General features: G+C 70.9%; 12 protein-coding genes. 5 read left to right on the plus strand and 7 right to left on the minus strand.

The annotated features are described in order from the left end of the window. Nucleotides 1–464 precede the first annotated feature (464 nt). Nucleotides 465–821 (minus strand): glyoxalase, encoded by a 357-nt coding sequence (locus AB0J93_RS25755; protein ID WP_363924901.1) that lies wholly within the window; start codon nucleotides 819–821, stop codon nucleotides 465–467. Nucleotides 822–979: 158 nt separating this feature from the next. Here AB0J93_RS25755 and AB0J93_RS25760 point away from each other — a divergent pair, with 158 nt between their 5' ends. Continuing rightward, on the plus strand, nucleotides 980–3,835 hold the full coding sequence (locus AB0J93_RS25760) for an aconitate hydratase (RefSeq protein ID WP_363924902.1): 2,856 nt from the start codon (nucleotides 980–982) through the stop codon (nucleotides 3,833–3,835). Between the two features lie 63 nt (nucleotides 3,836–3,898). On the opposite strand, the gene AB0J93_RS25765 is transcribed toward AB0J93_RS25760, so the two are convergent. The 4 genes from AB0J93_RS25765 to AB0J93_RS25780 all read right to left on the minus strand — a co-directional run bounded on the left by AB0J93_RS25765 (nucleotide 3,899) and on the right by AB0J93_RS25780 (nucleotide 7,886). Beyond that, on the minus strand, nucleotides 3,899–4,498 hold the full coding sequence (locus tag AB0J93_RS25765; protein ID WP_363924903.1) for an ATP/GTP-binding protein: 600 nt from the start codon (nucleotides 4,496–4,498) through the stop codon (nucleotides 3,899–3,901). Then, nucleotides 4,479–4,865, minus strand: a complete 387-nt coding sequence (locus tag AB0J93_RS25770) for a DUF742 domain-containing protein (protein WP_363924904.1) — start codon at nucleotides 4,863–4,865, stop codon at nucleotides 4,479–4,481. Before AB0J93_RS25770 ends, AB0J93_RS25765 begins: the two co-directional genes overlap by 20 nt. 5 nt (nucleotides 4,866–4,870) lie before the next feature. After that, entirely contained in the window at nucleotides 4,871–5,293 is a 423-nt protein-coding gene (locus tag AB0J93_RS25775; RefSeq protein WP_363924905.1) for a roadblock/LC7 domain-containing protein, read from the minus strand. Between the two features lie 85 nt (nucleotides 5,294–5,378). After that, nucleotides 5,379–7,886 (minus strand): nitrate- and nitrite sensing domain-containing protein, encoded by a 2,508-nt coding sequence (locus tag AB0J93_RS25780; protein WP_363924906.1) that lies wholly within the window; start codon nucleotides 7,884–7,886, stop codon nucleotides 5,379–5,381. A gap of 307 nt (nucleotides 7,887–8,193) precedes the next feature. On the opposite strand from AB0J93_RS25780, the gene AB0J93_RS25785 reads away from it, so the two are divergent. Continuing rightward, entirely contained in the window at nucleotides 8,194–8,442 is a 249-nt protein-coding gene (locus tag AB0J93_RS25785; protein WP_363924907.1) for a DUF2630 family protein, read from the plus strand. A gap of 190 nt (nucleotides 8,443–8,632) precedes the next feature. Here AB0J93_RS25785 and AB0J93_RS25790 read toward each other — a convergent pair whose 3' ends face one another. Together AB0J93_RS25790 and AB0J93_RS25795 are read right to left on the minus strand one after the other, a co-directional pair. Continuing rightward, nucleotides 8,633–9,565, minus strand: a complete 933-nt coding sequence (locus AB0J93_RS25790; protein ID WP_363924908.1) for an RIO1 family regulatory kinase/ATPase — start codon at nucleotides 9,563–9,565, stop codon at nucleotides 8,633–8,635. A 161-nt stretch (nucleotides 9,566–9,726) separates the two neighbouring features. Next, complete coding sequence (locus tag AB0J93_RS25795; RefSeq protein WP_363924909.1) at nucleotides 9,727–10,371, minus strand: HAD family hydrolase; 645 nt, start codon at nucleotides 10,369–10,371, stop codon at nucleotides 9,727–9,729. Between the two features lie 148 nt (nucleotides 10,372–10,519). Here AB0J93_RS25795 and AB0J93_RS25800 point away from each other — a divergent pair, with 148 nt between their 5' ends. From AB0J93_RS25800 to AB0J93_RS25810, 3 genes are all read left to right on the plus strand, one after another. Next, nucleotides 10,520–11,092 carry a TetR/AcrR family transcriptional regulator gene (locus tag AB0J93_RS25800; protein ID WP_281563778.1) on the plus strand — a complete coding sequence of 191 codons (573 nt, stop codon included), beginning with the start codon at nucleotides 10,520–10,522 and terminating at the stop codon, nucleotides 11,090–11,092. 103 nt (nucleotides 11,093–11,195) lie between these two features. Beyond that, nucleotides 11,196–12,107 (plus strand): TIGR04222 domain-containing membrane protein, encoded by a 912-nt coding sequence (locus AB0J93_RS25805; RefSeq protein ID WP_363924910.1) that lies wholly within the window; start codon nucleotides 11,196–11,198, stop codon nucleotides 12,105–12,107. Further along, nucleotides 12,104–12,922 (plus strand): DUF692 domain-containing protein, encoded by an 819-nt coding sequence (locus tag AB0J93_RS25810; protein WP_363924911.1) that lies wholly within the window; start codon nucleotides 12,104–12,106, stop codon nucleotides 12,920–12,922. Before AB0J93_RS25805 ends, AB0J93_RS25810 begins: the two co-directional genes overlap by 4 nt. Nucleotides 12,923–12,940 lie beyond the last annotated feature (18 nt).

The following is a 12,940-nucleotide window of genomic DNA, read 5'->3' on the forward strand; positions in this document are numbered from 1 at the left end:
CGCCGACTGGATCGCCACCCGCGGCTACACCGCCACCGCCTGACCACACCCAACACCACGAAGGGCCGACCCCACCCAGGGGTCGGCCCTTCGTCATGCCCGACCCGAGCCAACCTCCGCCATCCCCACCCACACACCACCCCGCACCACCACCGACCGCCCGGACCGCCCGGACCGCCCGGACCGCCCGGACCGCCCAAAGGATGCGACAACATCGGGGATGTTGCTGTGTCACGCCACGTGCCACGGCGAGGCAGCAACATCCCCGATGTTGCAGGCGGCAACGCTGCCAGCAGGCGGCGAGGGCCACGGCGGCGCGGCAGCGCGGCGGACGGCACGACGGCACGACGGGCGACACGCCGGCACGGCGACGCCCATGGCGGCGGGCGGCGCGGCGAGGGCTACGGCGGCGGGCGGTGCGGACGGTTGGCCGGCCGGTGAGGGATTCGGGGACGGGGTGGCGTTCAGGCGGTGGGGGTCAGGAACTCCAGGCGGTTGCGGTGGGCGTCGTGGGTGTAGAAGCGGCGCAGCCCGGGCAGTTCGTCGTCGCCCCAGGTGACCGGGTACCCCGCGGCGCTCAGCCGGGCGGCGAGGGTGTCGAGGTCGGGCCGCAGCAACGCGGGGTGTGCCTTGCGCGCCGGGCGGAAGTCGTCCTCCACGCCCAGGTGCAGTTCGGCACCGTACCCCTGGAACCAGCAACCACCGCGGGCGGCGAGGGCGGCCGGCTTGGTCAGCTCGGTGAGGCCGAGGATGCCGACGTAGAAGGCCCGCGACGGCCCCTCCGAGCCCGGAGGGCAGGCGAGCTGTACGTGATGGATCATGTGTGCACCTCCCGTCCACACGGTGGCACCGGGTTGCACGAATAGCAAGACGGACGTACGGTTTTGTTGACGGCGAGAATCGGCGGTAAGTGTTGCCTAACCACGGCAGCACTCCGGCCGGTGCGAAAGACTGCTCAGGACTACTCACGGTCGCTGGTGTGAAGGAGTACGACGTGGCGAGCCTCGACACCTTCGGTGCGAAGACCCAGCTACGCGTCGGAGACGCGAGCTACGAGATTTTCAAGATCAGCAAGGTGGAGGGCCAGGAACGGCTCCCCTACAGCCTGAAGATCCTGCTGGAGAACCTGCTGCGGACCGAGGACGGCGCGAACATCACCGCCGAGCACATCCGCCAGCTCGGTGCGTGGGACCCGACCGCGGACCCGAACGTCGAGATCCAGTTCACCCCGGCCCGGGTGCTGATGCAGGACTTCACCGGCGTACCGTGCGTGGTCGACCTGGCCACCATGCGTGAGGCCGTCCGCGACCTCGGTGGCGACCCGACCAAGGTGAACCCGCTCGCCCCCGCCGAGCTGGTCATCGACCACTCGGTCATCGCCGACCTGTTCGGCCGCGAGGACGCCTTCGAGCGCAACGTCGAGCTGGAGTACACCCGCAACAAGGAGCGCTACCAGTTCCTGCGCTGGGGCCAGAGCGCGTTCAACGAGTTCAAGGTGGTGCCGCCCGGCACCGGCATCGTGCACCAGGTCAACATCGAGTACCTGGCCCGTACGGTGATGGAGCGCGGCGGCCAGGCGTACCCGGACACGGTCGTCGGCACCGACTCGCACACCACAATGGTGAACGGCCTGGGCGTGCTGGGCTGGGGCGTCGGCGGCATCGAGGCCGAGGCCGCCATGCTGGGCCAGCCGGTCAGCATGCTGATCCCGCGGGTCGTCGGCTTCAAGCTCTCCGGCGAGATGCCGGCCGGCACCACCGCCACCGACCTGGTGCTCACCATCACCGAGATGCTGCGCAAGCACGGCGTGGTCGGCAAGTTCGTCGAGTTCTACGGCCCCGGCGTGAGCGCGGTGCCGCTGGCCAACCGGGCCACCATCGGCAACATGTCCCCGGAGTACGGCTCCACCGTCGCGATCTTCCCGATCGACGCCGAGACCGTCCGCTACCTGGAGCTGACCGGCCGCGACCCGCAGCAGGTCGCCCTGGTCGAGGCGTACGCCAAGGAGCAGGGCCTCTGGCACGACCCGAACCACGAGCCGGCGTACTCCGAGCACCTGGAACTCGACCTCGGCACCATCGAGCCCTCACTCGCCGGACCGAAGCGCCCGCAGGACCGGGTGCCGCTCGGCAACGCCAAGACCCTGTTCCGCTCGGCCCTCACCGACTACGTGGCCGCCGACGAGACCGGCGGCGACCCGGGTCGCAAGTCGGGCGTCCCGCAGCAGGAGCAGCCGTACGGTGTCACCGGCCACGCCGACGAGGCCAGCGCCGAGTCGTTCCCGGCCAGCGACTCCCCGGCCAACGGGGTCGACGACCCGGCCGACGCGCCCCGGGATCTGGTCAACGCCGCCGTGGGCTCCGGCGGACGGGCCAGCAACCCGATCCGGGTCACCGGTGCCGACGGCACCGAGTTCGAGCTGGACCACGGTGCCGTGGTGATCGCCGCGATCACCTCCTGCACCAACACCTCCAACCCGCAGGTGATGATCGGTGCGGCGCTGCTCGCCCGCAACGCCGTGGACAAGGGCCTGAACCGCAAGCCGTGGGTGAAGACCACCCTCGCGCCCGGCTCCAAGGTCGTCATGGACTACTACGAGCGGGCCGGTCTCACGCCGTACCTGGAGAAGCTCGGGTTCCACCTGGTCGGCTACGGCTGCACCACCTGCATCGGCAACTCCGGCCCGCTGCCGGAGGAGATTTCCGCCGCGGTGAACGAGGCCGACCTCGCGGTCGTCTCGGTGCTCTCCGGTAACCGCAACTTCGAGGGCCGGATCAACCCGGACGTGAAGATGAACTACCTGGCGTCCCCGCCGCTGGTGGTGGCGTACGCCCTGGCCGGCACGATGGACATCGACCTGGCCAACGAGCCGCTCGGTGAGGACAGCGAGGGCAACCCGGTCTTCCTGCGCGACATCTGGCCGAACACCGCCGAGATCCAGGACGTCATCGCCTCCGCGATCGGCGCCACCGGCTTCAGCTCCGCGTACGCCGACGTGTTCGCCGGTGACGAGCGCTGGCAGTCCCTGCCGACCCCGACCGGGGACACCTTCGCCTGGGACGGCGACTCCACCTACGTCCGCAAGCCCCCGTACTTCGAGGGCATGCGGCAGCAGCCGGAGCCGGTGACCGACATCGCCGGTGCCCGGGTGCTGGCCAAGCTCGGCGACTCGGTGACCACCGACCACATCTCGCCGGCCGGTTCCATCAAGGCCGACTCCCCCGCCGGGCAGTACCTCGCCGAGCACGGCGTGCCGCGCCACGAGTTCAACTCCTACGGCTCCCGCCGGGGCAACCACGAGGTGATGATCCGGGGCACCTTCGCCAACATCCGGCTGCGTAACCAGCTCGTCCCGGGGGTGGAGGGCGGCTTCACGGTCAACCACCTGACCGGGGAACAGACCTCGATCTACGACGCCTCCATGGCGTACCAGGAGGCGGGCGTGCCGCTTGTCATCCTGGCCGGCAAGGAGTACGGTTCCGGCTCGTCGCGGGACTGGGCGGCCAAGGGCACCATGCTGCTCGGTGTGCAGGCGGTCATCGCCGAGTCGTACGAGCGGATCCACCGCTCCAACCTGATCGGGATGGGCGTGCTGCCGTTGCAGTTCCCCGCCGGAGAGACCGCCGAGTCGTTGGGGCTCACCGGCACCGAGACGTTCACCGTCACCGGGGTGACCGCGCTCAACGACGGCGACACTCCGCGCACGGTGAAGGTCACCACCGACGGCGGGGTGGAGTTCGACGCGGTGGTGCGGATCGACACCCCGGGCGAGGCGGACTACTACCGGCACGGCGGCATCCTGCAGTACGTGCTGCGACGCATGATCGCCAACTGACCGCGATGCCGTGAGGGCTCCCACCCGCCCGGGTGGGAGCCCTCACGTCGGGTGGCGTAACCGTCAGTCGGCGCGACGGGCATCCCGGATCTTCATGGCGTGCTCCACAAGCGTGATGAGCACCTCCTTGGTCGACTCCCGCTGCCGGGCGTCGCAGAGCAGCACCGGCACCTCGGGGTCGAGGTTCAGCGCCGCCTGCACCTCGTCGAGTCGGTACTGGCGGGCTCCGTCGAAGCAGTTGACCGCGACGAGGAACGGTGTCCCCCGACCCTCGAAGTAGTCGAGGGAGGGAAAGCAGTCGGCCAGCCGACGGGTGTCGGCCAGCACCACCGCGCCGATCGCGCCGAGTGCCAACTCGTCCCAGACGAACCAGAACCGGTCCTGACCCGGGGTGCCGAAGAGGTACAGCACCAGGTCGTCGCTGATGGTGATCCGACCGAAGTCCATCGCGACGGTGGTGGTCCGCTTCGTCTCGACGCCTTCCAGGTCGTCGATGCCCACTCCCGATTCGGTAAGCACCTCCTCGGTCCGCAGCGGGCGCGTCTCACTGACCGCACCGACCATCGTGGTCTTACCCACCCCGAAGGCGCCGGCGATCAGAATCTTGATCGCGGTGGGCAGCGGGGTCGCACCCGACGGCCGCTCAGAGTGCCCGTAGTCCATTGATAACCGCCTCGAAGATGCTGTGGTCGGGTAGTCCGAAGGTGGTGTGCGGCTCGCGGATCTGTACCAGGTTGCGCGCCACCAGATCACCCAGCAGGACCCGTACGGCGCCTACCGGCAGGTCCAGGTGTGCCGCGATCTCGGCGACGGACTGCATCCGCTGGCACCGGCCGACGATCGCCAGGTGCTCCGGGCCCAGGCCGACCTCCACGGAGACGTCCTTGCGGGTGGCCGTCACCAGGGAGATCAGATCGAACGTGCCGGTGACCGGGCGGGCCCGGCCGCCGGTCACCGCGTACGGACGAACCACCGGACCGGCGTGGTCGTCCACCCACTGGTGGTCGCCTGAATCGCCCTCCACCGTCATCCGGGTTACTTCTCCCCGTCAGCCTGCTCGGCTGACCGTGACGGCGACGCGACGTACCTGCCGACCCGGGTGACCAGCATGGCCATCTCGTACGCGATCAGGCCGACGTCGGCGTCCTCACTGGCCAGCACCGCCAGGCAGGCGTTGCGGCCAGCGGCTGTGACGAACAGGAACGACGACTGCATCTCGATGATCGTCTGCTGCACCTGCCCGCCACCGAACCGCTTGCCGGCGCCGCGGGCCAGGCTCTGGATGCCGGCCGCCATCGCCGCCAGGTGCTCACCGTCGTCGCGGCTGAGCCCCTGCGAGGAGGCCATCAGCAGACCGTCGGCGGACAGTGCGACCGCGTGCTCGGCCTGCTTGACCCGGCCGACCAGATCATCCAGCAACCACGTCAGGTCGGCACTCGAAGCCGTCTTCTGCGCCACTTCGTCGTCCTCTTCTCCCCCGGCTCATCGCCGTGCTTACGTGGACCTGACCGTTCTTCCCGGCTCGCCGGGCCGCGCACCCCGGTCAGGTCGCCTGTTGATCGGCGTCCTCGGGCTCATCGTCGGGCCCGAGCCGACCGCCAGCACCGAGCAGCCGTGCGGCGTCGGAGCGTCCCCGCCGGGTGCCGGTCTGGTACGAACTCATCATCCGCCGAACCTGTTCGGGCTCGCGGATCACGTCTCCACCCGCTTCCACCGCCTCGGGCTCGGCCCGCAACCCCGGGGCCAGGCTCGCCTGGCGTACCCGGACCGGCAGGCCCGACTCGGTGCGGGTCAGCTCGATCTCGGCCGGCGTGCGGCCGCCCGGCTCGGCCGGGGTCACCGGCTCGGCCGGCTGACCGGCGACGGGGCCCCCACCGGCTCCGGGGCCGGGATCGGCCGGCCGGTGCGGCGGCCACGGCGAGCCGTCGCCGGATCCGGACGCGACCGGCAGTCCGAACGGGACGGTCGGTCCGTCCAAGGCGGCGGAGTGCTCCGGCCGGCGTCGCGACCTGGTCGGCAGCCCGGATCCGTCGGCACCGGCAGCGGGCTGGATCTCCGCGGGGGTGTCCCGGCCACTCGTGCCGCCGTCGATGGTGGGCTGCGTCGCGGCGGCGGGATCGGCCGCCGGTCGCGCGGTGGGAGCCGTCGGGTTTCCCCCCGTCACGCTCGGCTCGGCCTCGTCCACGATCAGATCACCCGGGATCAACACCACGGCGGTCGTCCCGCCGTACGCCGACTCCTTGAGCCGGACCTGTACGCCGTGCCGGTCGGTCAACCGGCTAACCAGGTACAGGCCCAGCCGGGACGCGTCGGGGAGGTTCAGCTCGGAGCGGTCGACGATGCGGTGGTTGGCGGCGGCGCGATCCTGCTCGGTCATGCCCAGGCCGCGGTCCTCGATCTCGACGGCGAATCCGTTGGCGACGAGCTGTCCGCGTACCTCGACGCTGGTGTGTGACGGCGAGAACGCGAGTCCGTTCTCGATCAGTTCGGCGAGCAGGTGGATGACGTCACCGACGGCCCGCCCGGCCAGCGATACACCGCCGATCGAGAGCACCGTGACGCGGGCGTAGTCCTCGACCTCACCGACCGCGCCCCGGACCACGTCCACCATCGGGACGCTACGCCGCCAGGCCCGGCCGGGGGTGGAGCCGGAGAGCACGATCAGGTTCTCCGCGTTCCGTCGCATCCGGGTGGCCAGGTGGTCGACGCGGAACAGGTCCGCCAACTCCTCGGCGTCCTGCTCGCGCCGCTCCATCGAGTCCAGCAGGGCGAGCTGGCGGTGCACCAGGGCCTGGGTGCGCCGGGCCAGGCTCAGGAACACCTCGCGTACGACCCGACGCCGCTCGGCCTGCTCGACCGCGGTACGGACAGCGCCCTCCTGCACCACGTTGAAGGCCCGACCCACCTGGCCGATCTCGTCGTCACCGAAGCGCAGCGGCGGCACCTCCCTGGCGACGTCCACCTGCTCACCGCGCCCGAGCCGCTCCGCCACACTAGGCAACCGTTCGTTGGCGAGCTGGACCGCCGCGTCGCGCAGTCGTTGCAACTGCTGCCCCAGGGCCCGTGCCGTGGTGATCGAGGCGACCACCGAGGCGATGACCGCGAGCAGGCCGAGACCGGCGACGAGGACCAGCCGGACGATGACACCGATCGCGACCGGCGTGGCTCTCTTGACGATGTCGTCGCCGCCGGCCAGCACCACGTCACCGATCTCGATCAGCGCCGGCCCGGTGGCGTCGGACCAGTCCGAGGTCGAGAACGGCAGTCGGGAGGTGCCGTTGCCGTTCATGATCTGGGATTCCAGATCGGCCAGCCGCCGGAAGTTCGCCCCGGTGACCATCTGCTCGTAGCGACGCTGATCAGCATCGGGCAGCCGGGCGATCGCCTGCTCGGCGACGAACTGACGGGCACCGACGACCCGGGTGAACTCGGCCCGCTCGACCGAGGTGATCCGACCCGCGGCGAGCACACCGGCCAGCATGGCGTCCTCCTGGGACAACAGCTCCCGGGCCCGGTTGAGCCGGATCAGTTGTGCGGTGTCCTCGGTGACCTCGTCGTCGTCGAGATTGCCGAGTTCGTCGTACACCTCGTAGATCGACGCGATCAGCTCGGTGAACGCCGCACCGGCGTCGGTGCGGCCGATGTTGCGCCCGTCGACGGCGGTACGCGTGTCGGACAGCGCGGCCAGTTGCTGCTCCAGTTCCGCGATGCGGTCGTGCAGCGCGCCGCTGCCGAACAGTCCGACCTGCCAGTTGTCGGTCGACGCGGCGAACTCGGCGGCCAACTGGTCGGTGCGCTCACGCAGCCGCGTCAGCTCGTCGAGCTGCGCCTCCTGCGGGCGTCCGAGATAGACAAGCGAGGTGCGCCGTTCCAGCTGCAACTGCAACAGCAGCGGCTCGGTGGGATCGAACACCTGCGCGTCGAGCGCCTGCACACCGAGCAGGTTCGCTCCATCGCGGACGGTGACCCAGGCGGCGAAGCTGCCGAGCGCCACCAGCGTGGCCAGCACGGCCACCACCTTGGCACGCAGCTTCGTACTGCGGGAACCCATCACACCGTCCCTGGCCCTGAGCTAGTTGACCGGTCAGTCAGGAGCGAGCCACACAGCACACCGACCCCGGCGCAACCTAACAACGTCACCGCATCAACTCAAGCGCTCGTGATCATGTCCTGGTCGGCCGGGTCACCCCGCCGCCGGTGCACCGTTCAGAGGCGGTCCGGCGGCACCGAGCGCCGGCCGCACCCACCGCCCGTACGATGAGCGGCGGTGGGTGACCGCCGGGGCACGTGGCCCGTCCGTGCGATTCGCCGACGGGAATGCGAGCCGTGGTCGGTCCCGCTGTGCCAGGCTCAGGGACATGGACGACAAGACCATCCTGAACCGGATCTCGGATCTGGTTGACGAGGAGCACCGGCTGCGCGCAACGGCCCAGACCCACGAGACGGGCACCGACGACGAGGCCCGTACCCGCCTACGTGAGCTGGAGGAGTCCCTCGACCAGTGCTGGGATCTGCTGCGCCGCCGCCGCGCCGCTCGGCAGGCCCACGGCGATCCCGAGGCCCAGGGCGCCCGCCCGGTGTCGGAGGTCGAACGGTATCTGCAGTGAATCCCGCTCGTCCGCACCTCGCGGTCCGACCGAGGAAGGCCGACACCGCGTCGAGCACCACGAGCAGGCCGTCCACCAGCCCTGCGGTCGCCGGGTCGGCGGCGGTGTGCGCCAGGCGGTCCGGGATGTGCAGGATCCCGTAGCCGCAGAGGGCTCCGGGTGGCGCTCAGCACCACCCGGAGCCCGCCGGTCAGGCCAGACCGGCCTCGCGGCACAGCAGTTCGGTCAGCACCATCGGGTCCACCAGGTCCGCCGGCAGGCCCCGGGCGGCGAACCAGGTGGCGACGATCCGAACATCGCGGGCCAGGAACTCCCGCCCCTGCGGGTTCACCACCACGTCGACCACCTGTGGCAGGTCGATCAGCGCCAGTCGCCCCGCGTGCACCAGCAGGTTGTACGGCGACAGGTCGCCGTGCGCGTACCCGGCCCGGGCGAGGACGACAAGTGCGTCGACCAGTTGCCCCCACAGCCCCCGTAGCTCGGCCGGGGATGGGCGCAGCTCGGCCAGCCGGGGTGCGGCGCGTCCCTCGTCGGCGTCGCCGAGGAACTCCAGCATCAGCTCGGTGCCCCGCAACTGCACCGGGTACGGCACGGTGATGGTGCCGTAGCGCTGGCCGATCTCCCAGAGCCGGCTCAGGGCGGCGAACTCCGCCGCCGCCCACTGTCCGGCGATCATCTGCCGCCCGAACGCGGTCCGGCCGGTCATCGCCCGCATCTCACGTGAGCGGCGCACCCGCCGCCCTTCGAGATACCCCGCGTCCCGGTGGAACAGCCGGTGCCGGGGATCCCGGTAGCGTTTCGCCGCCAGCAGGCAGGAGCGGTCGGTGCCGGGAAGGCCCCGGCGCACCAGGTGCACGTCGGCCTCCTTGCCGGTCTTGAGCACACCGAGTTCGGTGTCCTTCGCGGCCAGCTCGGTGATCAGCCAGTCCGGGTGAGGCTGCGGACCGTGCAACGCGTCGTCCCAGGAGGAGCACGTTTCGTCGGTCTCCGGGTCGGGCCCGTCGGGATCGGTGGGAGCGGGGCCGGTCGGTCGGCCGCGCTTCAGAAACTGTGGTTCGTCGTCGTCGAAGCGGCGTCGGCCGCGGATACGGCGCTCGGGCGCCGGAAAGTCTTGGTCGCGCATGGCGCTGGTAATCCCTTGGTCGAGTTGTGGGGAGGCAGGAAGTGACCTGCGAAGACGGCCATGACCGACCCCCTCTCCTCGACCGGGCGCACGCCCGGAGTGCACGATGCGCGGACCATGCTCGTCGGCGGCACCGATCGGGTCAACCGAATTAGCGCGACTCAGGCACCCATGATCTCGGCGATGGCGGCGATCACGGTGTCCACCGTCGCCGTGGGTGCGAACCGGGCGTCGGTCCAGGGACGCCCCCGGTGCAGCCAGATGCTGGGCAGGCCGACGGCGGTGGCTCCGCCGATGTCCGCCTCCGGGCTGTCCCCGACCACCCAGGCGCCGCGCAGCGGCATTCTGGCCCGCTGCGCGGCGAGCGCGAAGATGCGGGGGTTGGGCTTGCTGACCCCGGCCTCCTCGGAGATCACCCAGTCGGCGATGTACCGGTCCAAGCCGGTACGTCGGATCTTGGCGTCCTGCTGCCGAACCGCGCCATTGCTCACCACGACGGGCATCCAGCCGGCGTCGTCGGCGATCCGCAGGGCGCACGCCACCAGCGGATCCAGCCGGGTGAACTCGACCACCCCGTCGTGCAGTTCCTCCACCAGGTCGATGGAGGGGATCCGCAACCGGTAACGATCCCGGATCGCGTCCGCCACGTCCCAGCGATCCGTCAATCCGTCTGCGTCGATGGACAACAGCCACTCGATGTCGTGCGGTGGCGCTCCGACGCCGTCGAGGAAGCGCTCTGCCCAGGTGCGGAACGGCCCGGCCCGGTCGAGCAGGGTGTTGTCCAGGTCCAGCAGGAGCAGCGGCACTCGGGCACCTTACGGGAATCGGGCACCTCGCCGACAGGGCGGAAGGTTACGCGGTGGTGTCGGTCCGGGACAGCCGTCGCACGCGGCCACCGGAACCAAGCCGTACGTACGGTTTGCGTCAGCCCGGGGTAGCTGACACGATCGACACGTGCCCAGAGTAAGCCAGGATCAGCTCGACGCCCGCCGACAGGAAATCCTCGCCGCCGCGCGAGCCTGCTTCGCCCGGCACGGCTACGAGGGCGCAACCGTGCGGCGCCTGGAGGAGGCCACCGGCCTCTCCCGTGGAGCCATCTTCCACCACTTCCGGGACAAGGACTCGCTCTTCCTCGCCGTCGCCGAGGACGACGCGGCCACGATGGTGGAGACGGTCGCCCGCAACGGACTGGTCCAGGTGATGCGTGACCTGCTCGCCCGGGCGGTCTCCCCGGACACCACCGGCTGGCTGGGCAGCCAACTGGAGGTGTCACGACGACTGCGTACCGACCCGGCCTTCGCCACCCGCTGGGCACAGCGGTCGGCCGCTATCGCCGAGGCGACCCGGGACCGGCTGGCCCGTCAACGGGAGGCCGGCGTACTCCGCGAGGACATCCCCATCGACGTGCTGGCCCGGTTCCTCGAACTCGCCTACGACGGACTGGTGCTGCACCTGGCCATGGGCCGACCGGCCGGTGACCTGGGCGCAGTGCTCGACCTGGTCGAGGAAGCGGTGCGCCGACGCTGACCTCGTCAGGTAACGAGAAGATAACTCGACGGTCCGGGCAGCCGGATGCTGGCATCGCCGCTCCACAATGAAGCCGCGTTCCCTCGCGTGACAGGAGCAGGCCATGACGGGTTTCGCGGTCGATTACGACACCTGGGGCGTTCCCGGTCCCACCTTCATCACGCTCTACCTGGTGGCTACGGTGATCGCCGTCGCCGTCGTGCTGATCCGCCGCCGGGCGCTGCTGGGCGGCCGGGTCGCTCCTCCCGCCGACCAACTGAACCCCCAACAGGTCGCCTACCTCAACGGCGGCGACGACTTCGCCGTCTGGACCTCGCTCGGCGCGCTGCGCAGCCAGGGCGCGATCGGCGTCGACCCGGACCGCCGGCTGACCGCCGACGGTCCGCTGCCGCCCGCCGCCACCCAACTCGACCGGGCCATCCACTACGCCGCGACGCAGCGCACCCTGGCCCGGGAGGTGCGGCGCACCGAGTGGGTCGAGCGCGCCGTCACCGAACTGCGCGACGGCCTCGACCAGCGCGGTCTCGCGATCGGTCCGGACCGGCGGGCCGCCCTACGGCACGGTCCGCTGCTGCTGGTCGCCCTACTGGTGCTCGGTGTCGCCCGGATCGTCGCCGGGCTCGCCAACGACCGCCCGGTCTGGTACCTGGTGCTCACCGTCCTCGCGCTCGCCGTACTGACCACCGTGCTGCTCGTCCGGGTGCCCCGCCGCACCAGGGCAGCCGAGGCCGCCCTGCGGACACTGCGCCAGCGCAACCGGCACCTCGCACCCACCGCGAACCCGGCGTACGCCACCTACGGGGCGACGGGAGCCGCCATGGCGGTGGCTCTCTACGGCACCGCGTCACTCTGGGCACTTGATCCGACCTTCGCCCAGCAGGCCGAGATTCAACGCCAAGCTGTGGCCGGCGGTGCGACGTCCACCGGCGGGTGTGGCGGCGGCGGCACCGCAGGCGCCAGTTGCAGCGGCGGCAGCTGCGGTGGTGGTGGCTGCGGCGGTGGGTGCGGCGGATGAACCCCCCGCACGGTGTGGGCATCGGCTGGCGCCCGGAGATCGCCGGATTCGTCGCTGAGCTGCCCGGCCTGCGCTTCGTCGAGGTGATCGCCGAGTCGGTACCGACCGCCGGACCACCACCGGACGACCTGGTCGAGCTGCGGGAACGCGGCGTCACCGTGGTACCGCACGGCGTGCGGCTCTCCCTCGGCGGCGCGGAACCGGTCGACCCGGCCCGGGTCGCTCACCTGGCAGCGGTCGCGCAGCTGTTGGCGGCTCCGCTGGTCAGTGAGCACATCGCCTTCGTCCGGGCCGGCGGCCTGGAGGCGGGCCACCTGCTGCCACTGCCCCGCAGCTACGAAGCGGTCGACGCGATCTGCGCCAACATCATCCGTGCCCAGGCGGACCTGCCGGTGCCGATCGCCCTGGAACCGATCGCCGCCCTGTTCGACTGGCCGGACGACGAACTCGACGAGGCAGCGTTCCTCAACGAGATCCTCGACCGCACCGGAGCACTGTTGCTGCTCGACGTCGCAAACGTGTACGCCAACGCCCGCAACCGCGGCACCGACCCACTCGCCCTGCTGGACCGGCTGCCGCTGGAACGGGTGGCGTACCTGCACGTCGCGGGCGGCGCCGAGGGTGGCGGCTTCTACCACGACACGCACACCGACCCGATCGGGCCGGACGTGTTGAGGCTGCTCGCCGAGCTGTGCGCCCGGCACCGCCCACCGGCGGCGCTGCTGGAACGCGACGGGCACTACCCGGCGGCGGCCGAGCTACGCACCGAGTTGGACGCCGTCGCCGCCGCCTGCGGCTTCCCGGTGGTGACGTGACACCGGCCGGGGCGGGAC

Origin of the sequence: Micromonospora sp. NPDC049374 (assembly GCF_040677165.1) — a bacterium.
GTDB lineage: Bacteria > Actinomycetota > Actinomycetes > Mycobacteriales > Micromonosporaceae > Micromonospora.

Excerpts from the sequence above, each read along its gene's own strand:
- AB0J93_RS25755 (WP_363924901.1), bottom strand. The coding sequence starts at position 821 with ATGATCCATCACGTACAGCTCGCCTGCCCTCCGGGCTCGGAGGGGCCG.
- AB0J93_RS25765 (WP_363924903.1), bottom strand. The coding sequence starts at position 4,498 with ATGGACTACGGGCACTCTGAGCGGCCGTCGGGTGCGACCCCGCTGCCC.
- AB0J93_RS25770 (WP_363924904.1), bottom strand. The coding sequence starts at position 4,865 with ATGACGGTGGAGGGCGATTCAGGCGACCACCAGTGGGTGGACGACCAC.
- AB0J93_RS25780 (WP_363924906.1), bottom strand. The coding sequence starts at position 7,886 with ATGGGTTCCCGCAGTACGAAGCTGCGTGCCAAGGTGGTGGCCGTGCTG.
- AB0J93_RS25785 (WP_363924907.1), top strand. The coding sequence starts at position 8,194 with ATGGACGACAAGACCATCCTGAACCGGATCTCGGATCTGGTTGACGAG.
- AB0J93_RS25790 (WP_363924908.1), bottom strand. The coding sequence starts at position 9,565 with ATGCGCGACCAAGACTTTCCGGCGCCCGAGCGCCGTATCCGCGGCCGA.
- AB0J93_RS25805 (WP_363924910.1), top strand. The coding sequence starts at position 11,196 with ATGACGGGTTTCGCGGTCGATTACGACACCTGGGGCGTTCCCGGTCCC.
- AB0J93_RS25810 (WP_363924911.1), top strand. The coding sequence starts at position 12,104 with ATGAACCCCCCGCACGGTGTGGGCATCGGCTGGCGCCCGGAGATCGCC.